The organism is Paraburkholderia sp. EG286B, from assembly GCF_040965655.1.
Classification (GTDB): Bacteria; Pseudomonadota; Gammaproteobacteria; order Burkholderiales; family Burkholderiaceae; genus Paraburkholderia.
This window is the reverse complement of the sequence record NZ_JBFRCF010000033.1, coordinates 22,401-47,535: the sequence shown is the minus strand read 5'-3', so window position 1 is coordinate 47,535 and position 25,135 is coordinate 22,401. Positions and strand designations below refer to the sequence as shown.

General features: G+C 60.3%; 16 protein-coding genes and 4 pseudogenes. 10 read left to right on the top strand and 10 right to left on the bottom strand.

Annotation, left to right across the window (positions count from 1 at the left end; translation table 11 throughout):
* Positions 1-3: 3 nt before the first annotated feature.
* The 4 genes and pseudogenes from AB4Y42_RS38905 to nifB form a co-directional block, all read right to left on the bottom strand.
* A complete protein-coding gene (locus AB4Y42_RS38905; RefSeq protein WP_368697216.1) occupies positions 4-468 on the bottom strand; it encodes a nitrogen fixation protein NifZ in 465 nt (154 codons plus the stop codon).
* On the bottom strand, positions 465-875 hold the full coding sequence (locus AB4Y42_RS38900; protein WP_368692173.1) for a HesB/IscA family protein: 411 nt from the start codon (positions 873-875) through the stop codon (positions 465-467). Before AB4Y42_RS38900 ends, AB4Y42_RS38905 begins: the two co-directional genes overlap by 4 nt.
* A 65-nt stretch (positions 876-940) precedes the next feature.
* A complete protein-coding gene (locus AB4Y42_RS38895; protein WP_368692174.1) occupies positions 941-1,135 on the bottom strand; it encodes a 4Fe-4S binding protein in 195 nt (64 codons plus the stop codon).
* 67 nt (positions 1,136-1,202) lie between these two features.
* A pseudogene (gene nifB / locus AB4Y42_RS38890) lies at positions 1,203-2,669 on the bottom strand (nitrogenase cofactor biosynthesis protein NifB); the annotation flags it as partial.
* A 543-nt stretch (positions 2,670-3,212) separates the two neighbouring features.
* On the opposite strand from nifB, the gene nifV reads away from it, so the two are divergent.
* From nifV to AB4Y42_RS38845, 9 genes and pseudogenes are all read left to right on the top strand, one after another.
* A complete protein-coding gene (gene nifV / locus AB4Y42_RS38885) occupies positions 3,213-4,349 on the top strand; it encodes a homocitrate synthase (protein ID WP_368692176.1) in 1,137 nt (378 codons plus the stop codon).
* Between the two features lie 151 nt (positions 4,350-4,500).
* Positions 4,501-4,675, top strand: a pseudogene (locus AB4Y42_RS38880) (nitrogenase-stabilizing/protective protein NifW).
* Between the two features lie 55 nt (positions 4,676-4,730).
* Entirely contained in the window at positions 4,731-5,582 is an 852-nt protein-coding gene (locus AB4Y42_RS38875; RefSeq protein WP_368697215.1) for a nitrogen fixation protein FixA, read from the top strand.
* Positions 5,579-6,691, top strand: coding sequence for an electron transfer flavoprotein subunit alpha/FixB family protein (locus tag AB4Y42_RS38870; RefSeq protein WP_368692178.1), 1,113 nt, complete (start codon positions 5,579-5,581; stop codon positions 6,689-6,691). The genes AB4Y42_RS38875 and AB4Y42_RS38870 overlap by 4 nt, the downstream gene beginning before the upstream one ends.
* A gap of 11 nt (positions 6,692-6,702) precedes the next feature.
* Complete coding sequence (locus tag AB4Y42_RS38865) at positions 6,703-8,016, top strand: FAD-dependent monooxygenase (RefSeq protein WP_368692179.1); 1,314 nt, start codon at positions 6,703-6,705, stop codon at positions 8,014-8,016.
* Complete coding sequence (locus tag AB4Y42_RS38860) at positions 8,013-8,312, top strand: ferredoxin family protein (protein ID WP_368692180.1); 300 nt, start codon at positions 8,013-8,015, stop codon at positions 8,310-8,312. Before AB4Y42_RS38865 ends, AB4Y42_RS38860 begins: the two co-directional genes overlap by 4 nt.
* Before the next feature lie 73 nt (positions 8,313-8,385).
* A complete protein-coding gene (locus AB4Y42_RS38855; protein WP_368692181.1) occupies positions 8,386-8,871 on the top strand; it encodes a hypothetical protein in 486 nt (161 codons plus the stop codon).
* A 36-nt stretch (positions 8,872-8,907) separates the two neighbouring features.
* Entirely contained in the window at positions 8,908-9,147 is a 240-nt protein-coding gene (locus AB4Y42_RS38850) for a tyrosine-type recombinase/integrase (RefSeq protein ID WP_368692182.1), read from the top strand.
* Positions 9,148-9,629: 482 nt separating this feature from the next.
* Positions 9,630-15,074, top strand: a complete 5,445-nt coding sequence (locus AB4Y42_RS38845; RefSeq protein WP_368692183.1) for an AAA family ATPase — start codon at positions 9,630-9,632, stop codon at positions 15,072-15,074.
* A 67-nt stretch (positions 15,075-15,141) separates the two neighbouring features.
* On the opposite strand, the gene AB4Y42_RS38840 is transcribed toward AB4Y42_RS38845, so the two are convergent.
* Complete coding sequence (locus AB4Y42_RS38840) at positions 15,142-16,869, bottom strand: methyl-accepting chemotaxis protein (protein WP_368692184.1); 1,728 nt, start codon at positions 16,867-16,869, stop codon at positions 15,142-15,144.
* Between the two features lie 399 nt (positions 16,870-17,268).
* On the opposite strand from AB4Y42_RS38840, the gene AB4Y42_RS38835 reads away from it, so the two are divergent.
* Positions 17,269-17,706: a hypothetical protein gene (locus tag AB4Y42_RS38835; protein WP_368697219.1), complete on the top strand. Its 438-nt coding sequence runs from the start codon at positions 17,269-17,271 to the stop codon at positions 17,704-17,706.
* Between the two features lie 496 nt (positions 17,707-18,202).
* Here the strand turns inward: AB4Y42_RS38835 and AB4Y42_RS38830 are convergent.
* The 5 genes and pseudogenes from AB4Y42_RS38830 to AB4Y42_RS38810 all read right to left on the bottom strand — a co-directional run.
* Positions 18,203-18,436 (bottom strand): annotated as a pseudogene (locus AB4Y42_RS38830) (IS110 family transposase); the annotation flags it as partial.
* 294 nt (positions 18,437-18,730) lie between these two features.
* Positions 18,731-19,861 (bottom strand): IS110 family transposase, encoded by a 1,131-nt coding sequence (locus AB4Y42_RS38825; RefSeq protein ID WP_368692185.1) that lies wholly within the window; start codon positions 19,859-19,861, stop codon positions 18,731-18,733.
* A gap of 132 nt (positions 19,862-19,993) precedes the next feature.
* Positions 19,994-20,790 (bottom strand): annotated as a pseudogene (locus AB4Y42_RS38820) (IS110 family transposase); the annotation flags it as partial.
* Positions 20,791-21,725: 935 nt separating this feature from the next.
* Complete coding sequence (locus tag AB4Y42_RS38815) at positions 21,726-22,358, bottom strand: response regulator (RefSeq protein ID WP_368692186.1); 633 nt, start codon at positions 22,356-22,358, stop codon at positions 21,726-21,728.
* Positions 22,355-23,992, bottom strand: coding sequence for a response regulator (locus AB4Y42_RS38810; RefSeq protein ID WP_368692187.1), 1,638 nt, complete (start codon positions 23,990-23,992; stop codon positions 22,355-22,357). The genes AB4Y42_RS38815 and AB4Y42_RS38810 overlap by 4 nt, the downstream gene beginning before the upstream one ends.
* Positions 23,993-25,135: the final 1,143 nt, after the last annotated feature.

Sequence of the window (25,135 nt, the reverse complement as noted above, 5' to 3'; positions counted from 1 at the left end):
GAGTTAAGGGAGTCCACCATCATCGAACGGCTCGCTAATGCGCTCAGCGCTTAGCGTCGGCATCTGCGCGCAGTTCTCCTTCTCCATATCGGCGTGCCACGAACCGATCCAGCGAAGCGCGTCGGCGCGCTTCCCCAGTTGGGCGAGCACCTCCGGCGGCAGGCGGTCGAGCGTGCAGAGCTCCTTCGCGCGCATTCCAACCCGGCGGTCTCCTTCGAAAAAGTGAACCGCATAGACGTAGAACCGCTGCAGAAACGTGCCGATTGCAGTGACATAACCGGCCTCGCCTTGGCTCACGAGCAGTTCCCCCATAGCCTTACCGTTGTATGTACCGTCGTTACGAATCACGGCGCGTGCAATCACTCGCTCGCCAACGGCGAACCGTGGTGGAAAAGCAAGTTCGACTGCATCGTCGCTCTCAACGTCCCTCACGCCCAGCTCATTTGAATACCGGGATGCACGCTTCATGACACCTCCCGTGGCAATGAGTTACGTCGGCGTCCGATCGCACTCGCGTCGATACGCGAGTCGCTCAACTTGCCTGCGCCATCGCGCGCGCGCGCGGCGACGCCAAATGCTTCGTTGCCCTTGTTGAATGCAAGGCCACACCTGTCTAGTGTTTCGACGAAGTCGACGGTAAAGCCGTCGAGCAACAGCCGACTTTCTGCCGGCAAGAAAATCCGCAGTCCATTGATCTCCGTAGTCTCGTCACCGGGTTGCGCATCGGCGGTGGCGCTCAGTTCGGCTTCGTATCCGGAGCAACCGCCAGTACTCACACAAATACGGACGCCCGCACCGGATGGCAGACCGGAAAAGCGCGCGATACGGTGAAGAAACTTTTCGGCGGCAGGTGTCACTGCAAAATTTGGCAACATGATTTAGAAATCGTCGAATTGAACAATCGTCGGGTACACTGCGCAAGGCAAGCGGAACCGCAGCGCTAGGCCGGCACGATGCACCCGTCCACAGGGCACGCCGCCACGCATTGTGGACTATCGAATTGCCCTTCGCACACGGTACATTTCCTCGGATCAATTGCGAAGACGCCGGCTTTCTCGATGATTGCGACGTTTGGGCATTGCGGCTCGCAAGCCGAGCAGCCAGTGCAGGCGGAGGAAATGATCTTTAGGACCATACCATGGACTCCTTGTGATGATTTTTGGTGTAACCGAGCACGTCGGGACGACTACGCGACCTGCCGCTCAAACAGGGGCGTCTTCTCCCACTCTAGTCAACCCGATCTGTGGGATTGTCGCGTCGCCGCGGTCCATGTGGTCAATTTCGCAAGTCGCGAGACGGCCACAATAGTCGGTGAGCCATGCAAGCGCGGCTTTTTCGATTGGTTCGTGGGCGTACATATCCACGGGTTCGATTCCCGCTTCTAATAGCGACTTCCGTGGGCACAAGCCAATCTTTGCAACCAGCACAGCATGGCAATCGTTGATCGCGTGTATGATCGACCCCAAGTCATCCTCATCGCCATCGCCGCCGCGGCAATAGGCGCCCACGCGGCGGTGCGCGACAAACAGGGCTCCAGCGGCGCTGACCTGGAAAATCTGGAACTCGGAAACGTGGCCGAAATGAGCGTTGACGAGCCCGCCTCCCTTCGTCGCAACGGCAATCCGCACCTCGACATCGCCTAGCACCAGGGTCGCTCCTGACAAGCTTCGTGTCTTATGTTTCATCTCGCGCTCTCCATCGCATTCGGCGTTCACGCGGCGTTGACGTGTACGGCCAAGATCAAGCTTGTCCACGGGGTCCATGTGTTCGATGCTTGCGAGCGAAAACTCGTGATGGCGGTCTTCGCCCAGAAGGCCTACTGCATCTGCACGACATTGCCGGCAATGGCGCATTAGGGCCGCGCCGCCCATGCAGGCGTCCTGCACGGCCTTCAACTCGCGAGCGGTAGGCTCGCGCTGGCCACGGCCACCGAAATACGTGCCGTGCGTAGGATCCGAGATCAGCGGCATGATGTTGTGCAAAAACGCACCCCGCCTTTTTACTTCGCGATTCACTTCGACCAGGTGCTCGTCGTTGATGCCAGGGATGAGTACCGAGTTGATCTTCGTAAGTACGCCACGCGCGCTCAACATGTCGAGCCCTAGCATCTGCCGCTCGTGCAGAATTCGCGCGGCCTCTTCGCCCGTGACTCTTCTGTGATCCCAAAAGATCCATGGATAGATCTTTGCGCCGATGACAGGGTCCACCATGTTGATAGTGATCGTCACGTGATCAATGCCGTAATCGCAAATTTCGTTGACATAGTCAGGCAGAGAAAGGCCGTTCGTCGAAAGACATAGCTTAATGTCCGGCTTGAGTTCGCGAAGCATACGAAAGGTGTCGAACGTTTTGTTCGGATTGGCCAGTGCATCCCCCGGGCCCGCGATCCCGACGACAGTCAATTGCGGAATCCTCGAGGCGACGGTCATCACCTTTTTCACGGCCTGATCCGGCGCGAGCTTCTCTGATACCACACCAGGCCGCGACTCGTTCGAGCAATCATACTTTCGGTTGCAGTAGTTGCATTGGATATTGCAGGCGGGTGCCACTGCGACATGCATGCGCGCATAATGGCGATGCGCGTCCTCCGAATAACACGGGTGATCTCTAATCCTTTCCCACACCTCCGCACTGATGTTTTCTGGTGCGTCGGTCGAACAGCAACTTGACCCGGCTGGTGCGCCATTTGAATCAGAGCGGCCGTATCCGGCAAGTGGATCCGCGGCCGACACCGATGGCATGATGTGTGTGACTCTGGCGCCGTCGGCCAAGATCAGAGCGCCGGCATTCGCGCAATCGTGCATGGCATCTCTCCGCAATGAACAGTGGGTGTGCCATTGCTCCCAGCGAAATCCATGCCATCGCGAAAACGCACGATGTGCGAGTGGACGATACTTGAAGCCGAGAGCATCGCCGAGTGTTCCGTCGCCATGACACATGGGTAGTCCAGCCACGCTGGCGCTGTGTCTCAGTTCTTATTCATTTGAATTACTCGCGATAAAAGCAACCGCTTTCGCGTTCGCCGATAACTCGATCGGCCAGATTCAAGCGCGACACTGTTGGGAATGGGACATTCCCGACGCGACTTATCACACCACGTACTCCGATTCCCGACATGATGCCTTTCAGGTTCAAACAGAACCATACTCCCGCCGTAGCGTCCCATTGGCACGATGTTTGCAGCGCGATCGACACCTCTCGGGAGACTTGACATGCATCTTCCAATTATTAATGACACGACGCTACGCGATGGTGACCAGGTTGCAGGAGTCGCATTTCGCGCCGAGGAAAAATGCGCGATCGCGAGCGCCTTGTCTCAGGCCGGCGTGCCGGAACTAGAAATCGGGGTTCCCGCAATGGGCGGCGAGGAAATGGCGTGCATAGCGGAAATTTCCGGGTTAAATCTCGGCTCTCGTATAGTCGTCTGGGGACGCCTCACCGAAGGTGACCTAGCGGCGGCATTGCGTTGCAATGCCGATATCGTTCACCTCTCTATCCCTGTTTCGGATATTCATCTGCGCCACAAGCTTCAGCAGTCGCGTACGTGGGTTCTGCATCAAATTGACCGGATAGTCGAGATAGCAATCGGAAGTCGCGCAACCATTTCTCTCGGCATGGAAGACGCCTCGCGCGCGGATCCTTCCTTTGTCATCGAAGTGGCTCAATGCGCACGGCAGCACGGGGTTCAGCGCTCGCGTTTCGCAGACACGGTCGGCGTGCTGGATCCGGTTAAGACATACCACGCGATTGCGGCGCTGCGCGTTGCCGTGGACCTCGAGATCGAAATCCATGCGCACGACGATCTCGGACTTGCCATAGCCAACACGTTGGCGGCCCTTGCGGCAGGCGCAACACATGCCAGCACCACCGTCAACGGTCTTGGCAAGCGAGCCGGCAACGCGGCGCTAGAGGAAGTCGTGATGGGAGCACGTCATCTTCTGCGACGAGATACGGGCGTCGACACTAAAGCGCTGCCCGGTATTTCGTCGCTGGTCGAACATGCGTCGGGCCGAGCCGTCTCCTCTGGAAAAAGCATCGTCGGTCGAGGCGTTTTTACTCACGAAGCGGGAATTCACACGGACGGCTTTTCCAAACACCCCGCAACCTACGAAGGATTCGATCCTGCAGAGGTGGGCCGGCAACGGTCTACAGTGCTCGGCAATCATTCCGGGTCTCAAGGTGTACGTGACGCATATGACGCTTTGGGCCTGAAGGTATCGGAGCGGCTTGTGCCGCTACTGCTACCGCACATCCGGGCCTTCGCCACGCGACATAAGCAGCCGCCTAGCGCAATCGATCTCCGCCGCTTTTTGAGTGAGGTACGGAGCACGCGAGTCAGAGCGTCCTGAAGGCCGCTCATAGCGAGAAACAGACTTAGGAGGAGCAAACCCGTGGAAGGACTCATCCGAGACTTCGTCCACTTTCATCTATGGAGGATTTCCGCGTCTCTTTTGCATTGCCCTCGACAAAAGGATAGTGAGGTTGAACCGCCTGCACATCATGAAACGTTTCTTTCGGTACATCGAACAACAGAACGACACGCCGCCCTCCACGAAGGCTGACCTATCACGGCTTGCTGCGGAAGGCCTGCGACGACTTCGTTGTATCCAGGCCCCCTGAACAACGAGTGTTTAAAGTCTTTAGAAGGTCGCCGACCGGCATGTCGTCTTCCTGAAAAGCCAGTGCGCGTCGCTGTCGGCACCCAGCGGCGTCTGATTAGGAGAATCTCAATGCATATTGTCGTTTGCATCAAGCAAGTACCGGATTCTGCCCAGATTCGGGTTCACCCTGTGACCAACACCATCATGCGGCAAGGCGTGCCGGCGATCGTCAACCCTTACGATCTCTTCTCGCTAGAAGAAGCGTTACGGCTAAAAGACCGCTTCGACGCATGGGTCACGATACTTTCTATGGGACCACCACAGGCCGAGGACGCACTGCGTAAATGCATCAGCTACGGTGCAGACGACGCCGTGCTCATCACCGACCGGTCGTTCGCTGGCGCCGACACGCTCGCCACTTCTTATGCGTTGGCCGCCGCGATCCGCCAGATCGCGAGTGAACGCTCGGTGGATATGATCTTTACGGGCAAACAAACGATCGACGGTGATACAGCCCAAGTCGGCCCGGGCATCGCGACGCGCATGGGCATCCAACTGCTTACCTACGTGTCAAGAATCCTCGAGATTGACCTCGGCAGACGCACGATCATGGCCGAACGCCGTGCTGAAGGGGGCGTTCAGGTACTCGAGACTGCGTTGCCGTGCCTTGTTACTATGCTTGAAAACACGAACGATCTGCGTTTCGCAACACTGCCCAGAGTAATCCATGCCGCTGGCTTCCCCGTACGCAAGTGGAACCGCCAGCAGGCCGGGATCGATGACGTCAGCAAGATCGGGCTGAAGGGTTCACATACCGTCGTACGTAAGGTATTCGGCGCAACGCCGCGTGCAGAAGATGCCGAGATGATCGAATTCGCCGAGTCGTGTCTCCACGACGCGGCGGCTCAACTTGTGCGTAAGATCTTTACTCGCCATCCGACGCTAGAGGTGGACCTGCGGCTCACGGAGAGGAATGCATGAATTCGCTTGTTGCTTGGAAACAAAAACCGGCCGAGCCGATCGCACACGCTAACGGCTGCAACGTAGAACTTCCCGACCGTATGAAAGACTATCGGGGCGTGTGGGTCTTCATCGAGCACGATCGTGGCCGTGCGCACAGCGTATCGTGGGAACTGGTCGGTGAGGCTCGCAAGCTCGCCGACAAACTTGGTAGCAACGTCGCTGTCGCGGTACTCGGTGGTACTGAAGAGCCACTCGAGCAATTTGCCGCTGAGGCGTTCACCTTGGGTGCGGACAAAGCGTATGTCATCCACGATCCGGTGTTGCGCGGTTACCGCAACGAACCGTTCACGAAAGGCCTGTCAGATCTGGTTAGCAAGTATTGCCCCGAGATACTGTTGCTCGGTGCGACTTCAATGGGCCGAGATCTCGCGGGCTCTGTCGCAACACGGCTTCTGACTGGCCTTACTGCCGACTGCACTGAGTTGAATATCGATCCCGCCTCGCGTGTACTAGCTGCGACGCGGCCGACCTTCGGCGGCTCTCTGCTTTGTACGATCATGACGCTCGAATCCCGCCCTCAGATGGCGACTGTGCGCCCACGAGTCATGTCCATGCCGCCGGCGCAGCAAGGCCGCAGTGGCGAGATCGTGCAGGAAACGCTCAGGATGATCGAGGCCAATATAGTAACTAAATTGCTTGACTTCATCCCGGACGAGACGAGTGATCAAATCAACCTCGCCTACGCGGACGTGATCGTGAGCGGCGGCAAGGGACTCAAGAATCGCGAGAACTTCATGCTGCTGTTCGAGCTAGCGCAGGTGCTCGGTGGCGAAGTCGGCGCGAGCCGCCCATGCGTGCAGGCGGGTTGGGTCCGAGCCGAACGCCAGATTGGACAGACCGGCAAAACTGTCAGGCCCAAGCTTTATATCGCCGCGGGAATCTCTGGTGCGATCCAGCATCGGGTCGGAATGGAAAGCTCTGACGTCATCGTCGCAATCAACACCGACCCAAACGCACCGATTTTTGATTACGCGCACTACGGCATTTTGGGGGACGCAATGCGCGTACTACCGGAACTAACACAGGCCTTTAAGCAACACCTGACACCGCAGCGGCTAGACTCGTAAGGAATACAAATATGGCAACCTCCCCCAAATTCGATGCCATTGTGGTCGGAGCTGGACCATCAGGCAACGCCGCAGCCTACGTTATGGCGAAAGGCGGACTGAAAGTGCTTCAGATTGAACGCGGCGAGTATCCCGGAAGCAAAAACGTTCAGGGCGCGATTCTTTACGCCAATGCACTGGAACAGATCATTCCGGACTTCCGTGACGATGCCCCTCTCGAGCGCCACATCATCGAGCAGCGCCTGTGGATGCTCGACGATACCTCGTTTGTTGGCACGCACGCGCGCAGCGAAGACTACAACAATCCCCCATATAACCGCTACACAATCATACGGACACAGTTCGACAAGTGGTTTTCATCGAAAGTACGTGAAGCAGGCGCTTTGCTGATCTGCGAGACCACGGTGAATCGCCTGATAATGGACGGAGACCAGGTTGTCGGCGTGCAATGCGACCGCCAACACGGTGACGTCTATGCGGACATCGTGGTCCTCGCGGACGGCGTCAATTCGACATTGGCGCGTAAGGCAGGCTTTCATGGCGAAATCAAGGCAGGCAATGTCGCGCTGGCTGTGAAGGAGATTCTCTTTATGCCTGAGGAAACAATTTGCCAGCGTTTTAACGTTGCCGATAACGAAGGCGTCGTCATTGAGATGGTCGGCCGAATCACCGACGGCATGGCTGGAACCGGCTTCCTGTACACTAACAAGGAGTCGCTGACAATCGGCGTCGGCTGTATGCTGAGCGACTTCAAAAACAACTCGAACCGTACAAGCCCGTACGTGTTGCTTGAAAAAATGAAGCGTCATCCGTCCATCGCCCCGCTCATCGCCGGCGGTGAAATGAAGGAGTACTGTGCGCATCTGATCCCCGAAGGGGGCTTCAATGCAATCCCGGAAGTGTACGGCAATGGCTGGATGATCGTCGGCGATTCCGGTGGCTTCGTCAATTCCGCACATCGCGAAGGTTCTAATCTTGCCATGACGACAGGACGTCTCGCCGCGGAGACCGCGATAGCCGCAAAAGCCTCCGGAGGCCACAGCTATCGGGCTAGCGCCCTCTCCGGGTACAAGGCTGCGCTCGACAGGAGTTTCGTGATGAAGGACCTGCTCAAGTACCGAGACATGCCGAAGATCTTGCATCACAATCCGCAGTTTTTCACCACATACCCTGATCTCGTCGCTAAAGCGGCTCGGACAATGATTACGGTCGATGGCGTGGACAAGCAGACAAAGAAAGGAGAGGTCATGGCGAGTTTCCGCAAAAGTCGCTCACTAACAGGCCTGATGGGCGACGCATACAAACTCTGGAGGGCCTTCCGATGACCAGACTTACTGTGAACATCGACGAGAAGCTATTCCAAAACCGTTACCGAGTTGACGTTGGCCGACCACACGTCCAAATAAGAAATCCCGAAACCTGCATTAATGAATGTAGCGATAAAAGCTGTACGTTCGTCTGCCCCGCTTCCTGTTATCGGAATGAGAACAACGGCGCCGTGACTCTAATTACCGACGGCTGCCTTGAGTGCGGCAGTTGTCGCATTCTATGCAGGGAACACCATAACCTTTCTTGGGAGTATCCGAGAGGTGGCCACGGAATCCAATTCAAGTTTGGATAGACGAATACGACCTCGTCATTTTGGCCTCCGCCCACCTACCACAGGAAGGGCCTTATCGTTTTGGAGCAAGTCAATGAATATCCTTACTGGCATTGAGTCGGCAGATCTGTTTGGCGGCGCCGTGCCTCCTGCCGTATTGCGCTTAATCGAGGACGCACGTGGCGGCCGCTGTGACGATGTGACCGCTGCATTGTGGACCGCCGTTCTTTCTCACCCGCGCTGCCTGCCACCCTACTATCTGCTATACAAGTTTTACGCGAACCGGGGCGAGCTTGGCGAAGCGAAGGAAGTTGCAACCAAGGCTTTGACAGCTGCAGCCCGGGAAGCGTCAATTGACATTGACTGGTGTGCCGTACAGCCAGGCGACACAGATTTCACGATTCCTGGCCCGGCACGCTTTTGGCTCTTCACGCTGAAGGCGCTGGCCTTTATCAGCGTTCGCCGCTGCGAACGCGCGGTTGCCCTGAAGCTCCTTGCCAAGCTGCGCCGGCTGGACCCGGCCGACTGCGTCGGCTTTACCGTGGTGGAAGCCCTTCTCGCGCGGTCCGGGCGCCGATGAGCCCTACCGGCACGCCAGCCGTCGGCTCTGGTGCAAATGGCGCGGAGCGCGAATCGGTTAAGGTGTCGGGCTGAACGAATTAAGAACTTGTTGGACGCACCCGATGCAGATACGTGGTTCGGACAGCGCGATCGTCTATTGCTCGCGCTGCTCTACAACACCGGCGCCAGAGTATCTGAGCTGAGCGGGATGCGGGTGGCCGATGTAACGCTTGCTGTAACGCCGTGGGTACGCCTGCATGGGTCGAAAGCAGCGTGCCGTACCCCTGTGGCGTGAAACTGCTGCGGCGATACGCCACTGGATACGTGAGCAGGGTTTGCAACCGGATCAGCCGCTGTTGCCAAGCTGCCATGGTGGACCAATGACGCGCGGAAACGTGGCTGAGCGATTTTCGCTGGCACTGACGGCAGAAGGGAGGACCTGCCCATCGCCTGTCGATTAACGGAGTTGCGTCTGTAGCCATGCGTTGTCGCGAGGCTCGGGAAATTGGGCACCAGACATGCGACCGGTGTCCGGGCGTCGTGGTTACGCAGCCCGTTGCGCCCTACCGATCGTGACTGCCAGCTTACGTGAAATGAAGTGGCGTCTTGCTCGGCATAGCCGGAAATCGCCGTACGGATGGGCTGTACTTTCGTTAAGGATTTCCCTACAGCTGCCGTGCAATGCGCATTGCGGGCGCGCCGCAGTAAGAGCAGACAAATGGAATCGCCTCTCCTGAAAAAATTGACGTAGACGAGCGTAACGGTAAACTACGGCAGATGAACGCTCTACACGCTTCCGACGCAGACGGCAGCGCCAGTATCCTGCGAGAAGATGGCGAGCTCATCCTCTACCGGGTCCGGCCCCCGGGTGGCGCCGACAGTGTGCTGATTGTGCGTACCGCCGACGAACATCCCTCTGCGGCCGTCCTCGAGCGTCTCGCTCACGAGTTCGCGCTGAAGGACCTGCTCAACGATGAGTGGGCAGTGCACCCTGTGAAGCTGGTGCGCGAAGACGGACGGATGGCGCTGGAGCTCGAGGATCCACTTGGCGAACTGCTCGAGCGGCAGGTCGGCGGACCTCTCGAGGTGGGACACGTCTTGTGCCTCGCCGTGGACATCGCCGCAGCGCTGGGTAAGCTCCATCAGCGCGGCCTCGTGCATAAGGACATCAAACCCGCGCATATTCTGGTGAACTGCGCCGACGACCACGTGCGGCTCACTGGCTTTGGCATCGCCTCGCGAGTGGCACGCGAACGACAATTGCCCGAGCCGCCGGAAACGATCGTCGGCTCCCTCGCATACATGGCGCCCGAGCAGACCGGGCGGATGAATCGCTCGATTGATTCGCGCAGCGACCTCTACGCATTCGGGGTCACGCTCTATCAGATGTTCACAGGGGTCCTGCCATTCACGGCCGCCGACCCGATGGAATGGGTGCATTGCCATATTGCACGCAAGCCGGTCCCGCCCAGCATGCGGGTAGACACGGTTCCGGCTGCCGTCTCGGAACTTGTCATGAAACTGCTCGCCAAGACACCCGAGGAGCGGTATCAGACTGCGGCAGGCGTCGAGCGGGACCTGCGGCGTTGTCTGACCCAATGGCAGCGTCACCGCCACGTCGACGCCTTCCTGCCGGGCGAATACGACATGCCCGACCGGCTCCGGATCCCCGAGAAGCTCTACGGGAGGCACAGCGAGGTCGAAGCCCTGGTCGCTGCGTTCGATCGAGTGGTCGAGACCGGCACACCTGAACTCGTGCTGGTGTCCGGTTATTCGGGCATCGGCAAGTCCGCGGTTGTCAGTGAACTGCACAAGGCGCTGGTACCACCGCGTGGACTTTTCGCATCGGGCAAGTTTGACCAGTACAAACGCGACATACCCTATTCGACACTGGTACAGGCCTTTCAGGGCCTCGTGCGACCGCTCCTTGGCAAGCGCGACAGGGAACTGGCGATCTGGCGCGACGCGTTGATCGGGACACTCGGGCCGAATGCGCGCCTCATGACCGATCTGATCCCGGAACTGAGGCTCATCATCGGTGATCCGCCGCCCGTCCAGGAGCTCGAACCGCATCAGGCGCGACTGCGTTTCCAGCTCGTTTTCCGGCGCTTCATCGGGGTCTTTGCCCAACGTGAACATCCGCTGACACTGTTTCTCGACGACCTTCAATGGCTCGACGCCGCGACGCTCGACCTGCTGGAGGATCTCCTCACCCGCGCGGATCGGCAATACCTGTTGCTGATCGGCGCCTATCGCGACAATGAAGTCGACGCCGGCCATCCGCTGATGCGCAAGCTCCAGAGCGTCAGGGCCACGGGCGCGAGGCTCGACGAAATTGCTCTCGCGCCTCTCGCCCGCGAGCACGTGGTGCAGCTGATTTCCGACGCACTTCGCTGCGCAAGCGAACGCGCCGCACCACTCGCGACGCTGGTCCATGAGAAGACGCACGGCAATCCGTTCTTCGTGATCCAGTTCATGCACACGCTTGCCGATGCCGGTCTGCTCGCCTTCGATCACGACGCGACCTGCTGGTGCTGGGATTTGCCCCGCATTCACGGCAAGGGATACACCGACAACGTGGTAGACCTGATGGTCGCGAAACTGGCGCGTTTGCCCAACGAAGCGCAGCGCGCGCTGGAACAGCTCGCCTGCCTTGGCAACACTGCGCCGGTCGCGATGTTGCCGAAGGTTTTGGGGGTCTCGACGCACGCGGTCCAGGCGCTACTACAGCCGGCAGTCGATCAGGAGCTGGTCGAGCGACTGGAAGGCACCTACCGGTTCGCACACGACCGGATACAGGAAGCGGCCTATTCACTGATCCCGGAACACTCGCGTGCCCGCGCCCACCTGCGTATCGGACGGCTGCTCGCGGGGCAGACGCCCGCTGGCAAACGTGAAGAAGCTGTCTTCGAGATCGTCACGCAGCTCAATCGTGGCGCCGCACTGGTGACCTCCCGGCAGGAACGCGAGCAACTGGCCTGGTTCAACCTGAGCGCCGGCCAGCGAGCCAAGGCGTCGACAGCTTATGCGTCGGCGCTCACCTACCTCACTGCCGGCTCGGAACTCCTCACGGGCGATCGCTGGGCGCAAAGGCATGAGCTGATTTTCGCGCTGGAGTTGAACCGGTCCGAATGCGAGTTTCTCACCGGGCGCTTGTCGGACGCGCAAGAGCGGCTGGCCATGCTGTCAAGCCACGCGAAGACCACCTTCGAACAGGCGCAGGTCACGTGTCTGCGAATGGATGTCTACCTGACGCTCGATCGGAGTGATCGCGCAGTCGAGGCCTGTCTCGGCCACCTCCGGCAAGTCGGTATCGACTGGGTAGCCCACCCGCATGAAGACGACGTACATCGGGAGTACCAAAACATCCGGTCACTGCTCGCGGGCAGGAGTATTGAAGCACTCATCGATGTGCCATTGATGACGGACCGCGAGTCCCTTGCAGTCGCCGATGTGCTGAGCAAGCTCCTGAGGCCGGCCTGGTTTTTTGATGCGAATCTGGCATCCCTGGCCATATGCAAAGTGATCAGCCTTAGCCTGGAGCATGGCAACTGCGACGCGGCGTGTTTTGCGTATGCCATGTTCCCCCGGATTGCAGGACCACGCTTTGGCGATTACCACGCCGGAATCCAGTTCGGCCGGCTTGGCATTGATCTGGTCGAGCGCCGCGGACTCAAACGCTTCGAGGCTGTGACGCATCTCTGCTTTGCGCTGTACGTCGTGCGCTGGACGAAACACGTGCGCGAGAGCAGCAAGGTGCTGCGACACGCGTTCGAAACAGCGAACCGGATCGGGGACGTGCCGTCCGGCGCCTATACACGCTGCCATATCGTGTCGGACCTGCTTTTCGCCGGTGAACCGTTGATCGAACTCGAGCGCGAAGCCGAACAGGGCCTCGCGTTTTCCAGCAAGGCGCGTTTTGGCCTTGTAGTCGATAACATCACTACGCAACTCGCGTTGATCCGGATGCTCCGCGGCTCGACGCTGAAATTCGGTCGCTTCGATTACGATGAGTTCGACGAACTACGTACGGAGCGGCATTTGTCCAGCAACCCCGCGCTCGCGACGGCCGCGTGCTGGTACTGGATCCGGAAACTGCAGGGACGATTCCTTTCAGGCGACCACGTGGCCGCCATTCACGCGGCATCGATGGCGCAGCAGCTACTGTGGAGTTCCTCATCGCACCTGGAGGAAAGCGAATACCACTTCTACGGTGCACTGGCACGGTCCGCACACTGCGACCGCGCACCGGCCGGGGAGCGACAGCAGCATCACGACGCCATCGCTGCACACCAGCGGCAACTGGAGATCTGGGCGAAGAACTGTCCGGAGAATTTCGCAGACCGTGTGGCACTGGTGAGCGCCGAGATGGCTCGCCTGAATGGCCGCGATGTCGACGCGATGCGTCTCTATGATGAGGCCATCCGCTCGGCGCGCGCAAACGGCTTCGCACACAACGAAGCGCTTGCCAATGAACTCGCGTCAGGCTTCTACGCGGCGCGCGGTTTCGACAGGATCGCCCGTGCCTATCTGCGGGACGCCCGCCGGGGCTATCGGCGTTGGGGCGCCGAAGGCAAGGTGCGCCAACTCGAGGAACTGTACCCGCACATCAGGGACGAAGAACGAACGCACGGGCCAGGCAGCACGATCGGGGCACCTGTCGAACACCTCGATCTTGCCACCGTCATCAAGGTGTCGCAGGCGGTCTCCGGAGAGATCGACCTGGACAAGCTGATCGATATCGTCATGCGGACCGCAATCGAACAGGCGGGCGCCGAGCGAGGCTTGCTGGTTCTTCCGGACGCGAGAGGACAACGGATAGCCGCGGAAGCAAGGACGGAGGGTGACACGCTTTGCGTGCGGCTGCGCGATAGACCTGTGAGCGTCACCGCGATGCCCGAGTCGGTCCTCTATCATGTGCTGCGAACGGGGCAGAGCGTCATTCTGGACGATGCCGCAGGCTCGCCCACCTTCGCCGCGGATGCCTACATCAGGCAGCACCGGACCCGCTCAATTCTCTGTCTGCCCCTAACGAATCAGGCCAAGCTCATCGGCGCCCTGTACCTCGAAAACAATCTGCTCACCCGCGCGTTCTCGCCCGCCCGGATTGCCGTGCTGCGGCTGCTCGCGTCGCAGGCGGCGACCTCGATCGAGAATACCCGCCTGTACCGTGACCTGAAGGAACGGGAGGCCAGGATCCGGCGACTCGTCGACGCCAATATCATCGGTATTATCGTGTGGAACAACGAGGGTGACATCCTCGAAGCCAATGACGCGTTTTTGTGCATGGTGGGATATGAGCGCCAGGATCTCGCCGCGGCCTGTCTACGATGGCAAGATCTGACGCCGGTGGAATGGCGAGAAAGCGCCGAACAGGCCCTGGTACAGATCGGGCAGGACGGACGCATTCCACCCGCGGAGAAAGAGTACGTCCGGAAGGACGGCAGTCGTGTGCCCGTCATGGTCGGCCGGGCTGCGTTGGACGCCAGCGGGAAGGAAGGCGTCGCCTTCGTGATCGATCTGAGCGCACTCAAGGAGGCGGAGCGCCGGTTGCGCGAGTCCTACGAGATGCTGCGCGAGCTCACGTCACATCGCGAAATGGCTCGTGAGGAAGAGCGCAAGCACATCGCGCGTGAAATGCACGACGAACTTGGACAGCACCTCACCGCGCTTCGCCTGCAGGCGTCGGCCTTACGGATGCAGCTGGGCAACGATCGCCCGGAACTGGTCGGGCAGACCCAGGCGCTGATTGCGCTGGTGGACAAAACCATGCAGGTCGTAAGGGGCGTCATCGCGGCGCTGCGCCCGGCAGCGCTGGACACCGGCATTGCGGCTGGGCTTGAGTGGCTTGCAGCCGGGTTCAACCGCAATGGCCGCACCGTATGTCGCCTCCACTTGCAGGACGAGAATATCGTCGTGAGCGAGGACTGCGCTGTCGTGCTGTTTCGCCTCGTCCAGGAAGCGCTGACCAATGTAGCTCGTCACGCGGCCGCCCACCATGTGGTCATCATGCTCGAACGTGCGTCCGACTGCTGTCTCCTGGAAGTGCGCGACGATGGTCGAGGGTTCGATGTTCAGGCGGCGAGAAAACGATCATTCGGACTCGCAGGTATGGAAGAACGCGTTCTGATGCTGGGCGGTCGCATCGACGTTATCAGTTCGCCGGGAGCCGGTACCACAATTAAGGTGAGACTTCCTGACCAGCCGGCTCCATCGCCATAGCCGGCCTGGCCTGTGCCAGATGGTTCTCAACGAACACCGCTTCGCGAGCGCAGCAGCGCATCAGGGATCAGAATGTCTCCCAGCCTTCGCCAGACGAGCTTGCCACAGTTGCCGGGACGGGCGCGGCAGCCCGAATGCCCGGCTTCGCGACTGGCTTTGGCACCCGGGTTGTCGCCCGAACCGCTGGACTGGCAGCGGGCGGGCGCAGCTTGCTCTGCGGCGCAAGCACGCGCGAAATTGAAGGGCCTGCGTCGGCAAGCCTGAACACCGCAACCGCGGCGGTCAGATTCATTGCCTGCTCTTCGAGCGAATGGGCGGCCGCCGCAGCCTCCTCGACGAGCGCGGCGTTTTGCTGGGTCACGTCATCCATCTGCATGACGGCCTGATTGACCTGCTCGATGCCGCGGCTCTGCTCGCCGGACGCCGCCGCAATTTCGCCCACGACGTCGGACACCTGCTTGATCGCCTGCTTGACCTCGCCCATCGTCGCTCCCACGTCACCCGCCTGCTGCGCACCATGCCTGATCATCTCCACCGACGAACCGATCAGCTCCTTGATCTCCTTTGCTGCCGCCGCGGAACGCTGTGCCAAGCTGCGCACTTCACTGGCGACCACCGCGAAGCCCCGACCCTGCTCACCGGCCCGCGCTGCCTCCACTGCGGCATTGAGCGCGAGGATGTTGGTCTGGAACGCGATGCCCTCGATCACGCCGGTGATCTCCGAAATCTTCGTCGAGCTGCCGCTGATCCTCTCGATCGTGCCGACCATGCCTTGCACGGCCTCGTTGCCCGAATCGGCCATATCGGTGGCCCGGGTCGCCAGCGTGTTGGCCTGGCGGGCGTTGTCGGCGTTCTGCTTAACGGTTTCGGTCAACTCGGTCATGCTCGATGCGGTTTCTTCGAGCGACGCTGCCTGCTCTTCGGTGCGGGCCGACAGGTCCGTGTTGCCGGCTGCGATTTCCCGGGCCGCCACGGTAACCGACTCAGCGCTCGACTTGATGCCCCGCACGGTATGGCTCAACTGCAGGTCCATCTTGTTCAGCGCTTCGAGCAGTTGGCCGAATTCGTCGCGCGTGCGCGCCGTAATCCGGTTTTCCAGCTGCCCGGCGGCGATCTGGTTTGCGATGCCCACCGCTTCGCCAAGCGGCTTCGTAATTGCACGCGACAGATAGAGCATGGCGCCCATGGCACCGACGAGACCCAGGCCAATGAGCGCAACCGAGACCCAGCGAATCGTGCCGAAGGTGGCTTCACTGTCGTCGACAGACTCCTTTGCCTGGCGCCGATTTTCGGCCACGTCGTCGTCGAGCGCCTTGCTGGTCGCATTGGCCACTTCGCTATACTGATCAACGAGCATCGAGACGGCGTCATAGTTGCCCGCTTCCAGCGCCGTTACCTCGACGTCTACACCTGTCTCGAACTTCGGCAACAAATTCTTGATGGTGTCAGCGATTTCGCGCTCCTTGTCACTGGAAACGCGACCAGGGTAGTAGTCGCTCCAGCTTTTGGTGAGGTGGTCTTGAGCCGCGTGAATCCTGTCGATGCTGGCTTTCGTCTGGGCCGCGTCGTGAAGGGACTGCGCGCGGCGAACCTGTAGGCGCATTTCCAGCAGTGCAGCTCGCATGTCGCCGAGATCAAGTACCGGCAGCAGGTTCCCCTCGTAGGAATCGTTGACGTTCGAATTCAGCCTCGAAAGCCCGAACTGCCCAAAGAGGCCATTTGCGGCGATGAGCGCCACACATACGCTGAATGCAAGTACGATCTTTAGTTTGATGCTTTGTGTGAGGCTGTTCATGCTGTCTACCTGATGGTTCGCGTGGCCAGCGCTCACCGGAGTCCAGTATCGCTGTCTTCGTGGCCGACGAATACCATCATGTTTACGGTATCTCCCCACGAGATCTGAATCGGCACCACCCGTCAGACTTTCCTGAATCTAAGGTAGGGAAATTTCGCTTGCCGGCGTAGCGTCATGCGAAGATGTGCCGGTCATCGCATATTCGACCTCTCTTCCCGGCGAGTCAGTCCCGTCACATTGCAAACACTCTGTTACGAGAATACCGGGTAACGATCGGAGGCCGGTGCTATGCTTCGCCGCAAGCTCGCTGAAGAAACCACGGCGAACCCAGGCCTGTATAGCCTGTTAAAACCAGAGCGAGACCACCGAAACTGTCTGAGAACAAGGAACAATACGGGTATGTATATGAAGATTGCCCCTACGATCGTTATCGCGGCGCTGGCCAGCGCGATCGCGCTGCCGGCGGCGGCTAACGATTTGAACAATGCACTTGGCGGCGCGCTCGGCGGTGCGGCTGGCGCGGCGGTTGGCGGTGCCGTCGGAGGCCAGACCGGCTCGGTGATCGGAGGTGCACTCGGTGGTGGCGCAGGTGGCGCTGTGACCGCGAACCGTCAGGAGCGCACCGGCGCAATCATTGGCGGTGCGTTGGGCGGTGGCGCCGGAACGGCGGCGGGCAACGCAATGGGTGGCCGCACCGGCGGCGTTCTCGGTGCCGCAGTCGGCGGCGGCGCAGCGCTGGGCGGAAACCTGCAGCGCAGCTCGTACAATAACAACGACGCCTATGGTCGCGACTATCATCATCCCCGCAAGCACCGCCATCACCGTCACGATGACTGACGGCGCTGGCTTGTGAATCGCAGTATCCGGCACGCTATACGCGTGCCGGATACGTTTACGGGACTCGCAGGTTCCCTGTTCATGCAGCGCAAGCGTCCTTGAAACCCGTTTGAGAAGTCCGGGCAACGATGCAGGGAAGGAACAGGCAATCAGCCACGAATCGTTGCTTCGGGCGAAGGGGCGTAGCATCGGCCCCAGATCAGCATAGGTGCCGGTGCTCACCCATAAAAAAAGAATCTATGGTCACCCCGTTTTTGCAACCTTGATCGTTGACGTTGTGGTTGGCTTGCCTAAATCTATCCGGCGTCGTTGTGGGGATCACTCCCCGCGCCACGATGAGAGTCGCGCCTGATGGTCCTTAAAACCGCCGCGGCTTCGAGAGCCGATTTTTTTAACAGGTTGTCCGTCAGGCCGGTGTGCCGTTCACGTCATCAAAGTTCAGCGGTCGCAAAACCAGGTGGGGGACTGCGGTAAAGCGTGGTTGGGGATCGGGCGCTCAGGCCGGCGCGTTGAGGCCCGGTCGCGCATCGAACGTGCCGTGGCGAGTCGCCAGTGCCCAGGCGGTGCGCGCCAGCTTGTTCGCCAGCGCGCAGGCCACGACGTTCGAGTGTCGGCGCGTGAGCATGGCGCGCACCCACTCGGCGAGTCGGCCACTCTGCCGATGGAGCTGCTGCATGTAGACGCGGGCGCACTGCACCAACAGGCGCCGGATGTTCTTGTCACCCCTCTGATATGACTCCCGGTGTCAATCGGGATTGGTTTTGAACTTCGCATTAACTATCGTTCCCGGTACCTTCGGAATTCCCTGAGGGCGGCGTAGCAGTAACTCTCGACGGTGGATCAGGCTGATATTCGCGGGCTGGGTACCGCATTACAGTGGTCCGTCTCATGAGCCTGCCGCTGACTTGCTTCGCAAGCCGACCTGATGTCGTTGCTAAAAGAGGACGCGGGTTGCTCGAATACCGGGCTGCGCCGCCCTCAGGAAACTCTCATATCGTTACATAAGTTCCATTCTTCGCAGAAGTCAGATTGGATGACCGCACTGCGGGCTTGCCATGGCCATTCCTAGTCGGCCAATGTCCCGGATAAAAGCGGCCAGTTCGCGGGCGACTGCGACGATGGCAACGTGGGCAATCTTTCCTTTGGCCACCAGCTTCCGGTATCGCCGGCAAAGCCGTAGTTGGGCGTCCCAGGCGCGATCGATGATCGCCTTTGAAATGCCTTCATGACGGCGCTGGATATCGATGCTCACGCGTGCCGGATGTCGGTAGCTCCACGCGGATTCGACCAGCAGCTTTCTCGCGTAACTGTTTCCGGTCTTTGTGATGCTGCCCTGTCGCCGTCTGCCTCCTGACGAATGTTCTGACGGCGTCACACCTAGCCACGCCATCAACTGGCGCGGGTGCTCGAAGCGCGACAGATCGCCCAGTTCAGACACGAGGCCCACAGCCGACGTGAAGTTGATTCCCCGCATCGCCTGCAGGGCGAGCACGGCAGGATAGAAACGCCAGTCTGCAACCGCTTCACGCAATGCGGTTTCCAGTCGTTCGCATTGCGCGAGGCGATCCTCGATCGTGCGGCGGTGTTCATTGAACGCCAGTTGTTGCCAGCCGCTGTCGAACGTGAATGTGCTCAACCAGCGTCGGTGTGTCGGCCCCCAGTCCGCACGTCCAATGTAATTCATACCATGCTGGAGCAGGAACGATTTCAGCCGGCATCGCGCCTGTTTAAGATCTTCTCTCGCCGATGACCAGGCACGGGCCAGATCGCGAAACGCTTCGTCTTCCACCGTTGGCACATGCACCGCGGACAGATCGCCGGCTCGCAGCGAGCGCACCAGCTTGATGGCGTCGCGCCGGTCGGTCTTGACGCGCTCGCCGGGCTTGCGCGGGATGAGCGACGGTGCGCATACCATACAGTCGAAGCCCTTCTGCATCAGTTGCCGGTAAAGACCATAGCCGCATGGACCTGCTTCGTAGACGATGCGGATGCGCGTCGCTTTGGACTGCAGTCGTTTGCATAAGCGATCAACTTCGATCTGTGTCGTGCCGATCTTGCCGAGCAGCTCCACGTCGCTCATACCGACCGCATAGGCAACCATGATCGAATCCTTATGAACGTCGAGCCCTACATACAACGTGCTATCGTCTTGCATGCTAGCCTCCGTGCAGGAAACAGACCGTTGAGCGGCGGTTCCGGCCCCACTCAATGCGGCTCTGGCAGCAATGCTAACCCGCGCTTACATCCGCACGGCGGCTAGCCCCCGCCTCACGGGGAGTCATACTGACTTGCTGATGCCCAGCAGGTTCGCCCTGCCGCCCGTGCTGTATTGGCGCGGCACCAGTCCGATCGACGCGGCAAAGTCGCGGCTGCAGCCGTATTGCTTGCCGTCCCCCATTTCGGCGGAGAGCGCGCTCGCCGTGATCGGACCCACGCCGGGGATCGTCAGCAAGCGCTGGCCGAGATCGTCGTCGGCGAGCTGGCGCGCCATCTCCTTGTCGATCTCGGCGATCTCCTCACTGAGGTACTTGAAGTGCGCAAGTGCGCATGCAGGCGCTCGAGGATCTCGATCAGGCGCGGCGGCAGCGTATGCTCGGCCAGCACGGCCGGCAGTCGCTTGATGACGGATTGCCCGACCGGCAGGCTGATGCCGAACTCAAGTAGAAAGCCGTGGATTTGGTTAACGGCCTTCGTGCGGTCACGAATCAACGAATCGCGCACCCGGTGAAGTGCCGAGAGCATTTGCTGCGATTCAGTCTTCGGAGTAACGAACCGCATGGCCGGGCGCGACGCGGCCTCGCAGATCGCTTCGGCGTCCACGAAGTCATTCTTGTTACCCTTGACGAACGGCCGCACGAACTGCGGCGAGATCAGTTTGACCTGATGCCCGAAGCCCGCTAGCTTGCGGGCCAGGTGATGGGCGCCAGCGCACGCCTCCATGACCACCGTGCAGGCGTGAAACGCGGCGAAAAACTCAATCAGCTGCTTGCGCCCCACCTTCTTGCGAAACACGGCCTGGCCGTGCCGGTTTTGGCCGTGAAGGTGAAAGGAGTGCTTGCCCAGATCGATTCCAACCAGCGTCACATCCTACATGATGGCCTCTCCAGAAAAGAAAACACCCTACAGCGTAACCCGCGTGTAGGGTGGGGGTGACCATCTCATTACCGCCTCAAAGTGAGACGGTTCGAAGGTTCTGGACACCCGGGGAAGGTGCCAAAACATGAGAGATTGAATGGCAGTCCTCACGAGCCACATGGCTCCGAAGGCCAATGATTGTCACACGCAGCCTGAACGCGTCGTTTAACGACATGAAACGTATCTGGGCTTCCATGCATCGTCAACTTCCTCTGCGCTTGCGTGCCAACGGACCACACTGGCAATAGCAGGTCGTGCCAGAAAAACCAGTGAGCCGACCGTCGGTCGTCAATCCATCGGCGAATCATTAAGACGTTCGACCTTTGATGGGTCAAGAAGAAGGGGACCGTATATGAGGCTCATCGCGACGGCATGCTTGTGTCACCAGTTCGTCCACGCGCGCAGTTCCACCACCGCTTGCGACGGTACATCGTCAGTGACGAACGCGTTCATGCGCAAGCCTTCCGTCCCTCGTCCCGTATCTCAAGCTACACATTCATGCGGCCTGCCGTTCGACGCCCATCATGGGGCGCACGCGGTCCGGGGGAAAACATGCCAACCGTGCCCCGCATGATGGAAGAAAAACAGCGTGCAAGGACCGTTCACCCGGCGCCTCGACACACACGCTGAAGATCCGGCCCGACCGGGAGCGACGCACCGCCAGTACCCGAACGGACTGTTTTTGCCCCGCGCCAAGCCACTTGCCGACTGCCATCCGTAACGACTGCTCTTGCGCCATCGCCGCGCTCCCACCACCTGTTGAACCCATCGTAGGCGGCTCTCGCAGTCGCCTCAATCGGGACTGGCCGATACTTCCCTAAGGGATCGCTGGTTGCCATGTCAGGATTTTCTTCATGTCGCGAAGAGCCGGTGAGCTGCGCGTCTCACCCGGTAATCAGGCCCTGGCGGATCGCGTAGCGGATTACCTCGGCATTATTGGAAAGCCCGAGCTTCTGCATCAGCCGCATTTTGTGGGTGCTGATCGTTTTGGCGCTGAGGGCGCACGTCCCGGCGATGTCGTTGATGCTCTTGCCAGACGCGAGCATCTGCAGCACCTGGAATTCACGATTCGAGAGAATCTCGTGCGGCGGCACATCGCCCGTGTGCTTTTCAAACACCATGGCGTCGACGAGCTTCGGGTCAATAAAGCGCCCGCCGTCAGCGAGCTTGCGGATCGCCGCGAGCAGCACTTCGGGATCGCTGTCCTTGGTGACATAGCCCGTGGCGCCAGCACGCAGCGCCCGCGACGCGACTTGCGCCTCGTTGTGGATGCTGAGCACGAGCACAGGTAGCGCAGGCCGGTCCGAGCGCACGCGGCGTATGAGATCGATGCCGCTGAGGCCCGGCATGTTCAAGTCCAGCAGTAGCAGATCGATTTCGCTGGTTCTCAGCTTTTCGATGACCTCCGGGCCCTGCCCGGCCTCTGCCGTCACGACGATGTCGGCCGTCGTCGCGAGAATCTGCCTGAGTCCGCCGCGCACGATGGCATGGTCATCGGCGATAAGTATCCTGATCATAAACTCGAACCACCCTCATACGGAACATGTATCGTCACTGTAGTACCCTTGCCTCGATCGCTGTCAATTTCCAGGGTCCCGCCGATCGATCGCGCGCGCTCCGCCATGCCTAGCAGACCATACGCGCGGTGTGAATATGCTGCCGCCAGATCGAACCCGCAACCGTCGTCGCGAATTCCCAGGTCGAGCACGCCGTTGCCCGTCACGAGCGTGACGTCGACGCGGCGCGCTGCGGCGTGGCGCGCAACGTTCGTCAGCGCAGCTTCCACGATCCTGAACAATACCGTCACCTGCATGTCCGACAATACCGGCTCGCCTCCTTCGATGTGCAGTCCGTGCTGGATCGCGTCGTGCTGGCGCAACCGGGCTAAAAGCCACTCGAGGGCCGACACCAGACCGAAGTCCAGCGCGGCGGGTCGCAGCTGGCTTGCAACGTTGCGGACCATCCAGATCGTGCCCTCGACAAGCTCGCGCATGTCATCTGCCCGCCCGATCGCCTCGGGATCGTCCGTGAGCCGCATCCTCAGCAACGACATGTCCATTTTCAGCGCGGTCAGCAACTGACCCAGATCCTCCTGAATCTCGAGCGCGCTTCGTTTTCGCTCATCTTCGCGCACGCCATCGAGGTACGCCGACAGCTCACGTTGTTGGTCGCGCGAGCGCAGAAGATCCTCCTCGGTACGTTTGCGTCCGGAAATGTCGTGCAGGCCAACATAGATGGCTGACCTCCCTTCATGGATCGCCACGCATGCGCTCGCCATCGCCCAAAACTGCGTCCCGTCCGCGCGACGCATCCTGACCTCGGCATCGCGGAAGCCGCCTTCAGAAGCGAGACAGCGAACCAGTCGTTCGCGCGCCGCCGGGTCCACATAGCAATCAGCCAGGTTGATGGTACCGCACGCCTCGTCGAGATGGAGCAACTCGCGCAGTCGGGCGTTAGCATAGAGCAGATAGCCGTCGGGCATCGAGGTAATGCACATCGGGACAGGGCCAGATTCGACGCTCACGCGAAACTGCGCTTCGCTGGCCTGCAGGCGCGCATCGCTCTCGCACCGCGCATCGATCTGCGCTGCAAGCTCCGATTGCACACGGGCCAGTTCGTCAGCACCCCGCGCGACGCGCTGCTCGAGTTCCGCCTGTACGCGCGAGTGCCCGGCCTGCACAAGACGTTGCCTCCGGGCGTCGTCGACCAACTGATGCTGCTGCAACAAGCACCGCTGGCGAGTCAGGTGCAACTCGATGTGCGTCCATACCCGGACCATCAACTCGTCGATGCGCAGCGGCTTCGGCACGTAGTCGGCCGCACCCGCGCTGATGCACTCCGCGAGTTCGTGTCCGTTGCGCGCCAGGGTCATGACGATCACGGGTATATTGCGCGTGCGTTCGTCCCGCTTCAGGCGGCGGCAGGTTGCGAGGCCGTCAAGGCCAGGCACGTCCAGATCGAGCAGGATCAGGTCGGGCTGCGAGCTACGCGCGGCTGCCAGCACCTCAAGGTTGTCGTGTGCAGCCAGCAGGCGGAACCCCTCCTTTGCAAGATGGTCCGCGAACCCGCTGGTATCGGAGGGCGCGCTATCGGCAACCAGGACCGTGCGGGGAGCGTCTGGCCCAATTACCTCGCCTGGGTAGTCGCTCATGGGAACGTGCCCCCCGTTGCGTGGGGAACTGCGCGCACCCCGACGACGACACCATCACGCGCGCAAAAGCGTGATCTGCGCCATGCCCCAACCCTGCTGGAAGTCAGCATGTCCATGAGTGCTCCCGTTCAGGATTTCTTGTTTTGCACTCTTGCCGAACGCACAGGCATTTTGCAGCCCGTCCAACCAATCAACCGTTGATCCCTCTTGCGCACAGAACCGGCGCAGTATCTGGCCGTCGCGCGCAAAGCGGCATCATTAGACGCTGCCTGCGTTCATCCCCGACCCGCGCGCGACCTGCAATTCTGGCAAGCTGCCAAGCGAACGTCCTCGCTGGCATTGCCGCCCGGTCGACCAGTTCATTGAAGCTGTGAACGAGTGCGCCAGGCGTCGACAAAGTTTGGGAGTCAAATGCGTTCGCATACAAGCAGCGCAACGCTATCGTCGTCTGCCGCGGGCGGCAAGATCGCCCCGTGTGCTTTTTCCCGCAGCGCGTCGGCCAGCCCGGCTGCAACCCCGCGCGATTCACGCCAGTGCATCGACAAGTCCCTGGCAGACGATGTTCAATTCCCTAGCGCGTCCCTTGTCAAGCGATCTGCAATTCATCGCTTGCGGCCGCTTGAGCTCTGATCACTGACTTTCCCATGATGAATCAGCCGTCGCTACCCTGCAGTCATCTTCGGCGGCAAACATGAACGGAAAATCCTGATTTTTACGTCAGGGAATCCTTATCATCCTGTCGCGCGGCGTCCCGAATTCGCTCAATCATGTGCCCGGTCTGGAGTTGAGTAAGGGCACCAAAATCGACGGCACCTGTCGCGCACCGTCCTTCGAAAGCATTGAAATGGGGGTAGCGAATCGGATGCGCGGCCGCCAAAGGCTTGAGGCTCCGGCCTTTCCCGTCTCATCGTCGCGTCAGGGTTCGACTGCAAGGACGGGCAGCGCAAGTGCGCTGTCGACAGGTCGGCGACGTCTCCCACTCCTTGCTCTTGTGGAGCAAGTCCCGCCCGTTACCGCAAGGGCATGTCGCTCACGATGAGCGCTTCCGGCGACACGCCCCCGGGATGTCCGCCCGGAGAAACCCTTTTTTCCCGCCAGCGATCCGGGACCTCCGTGGGCAGAATACGTCGACTGTTAGCCGCC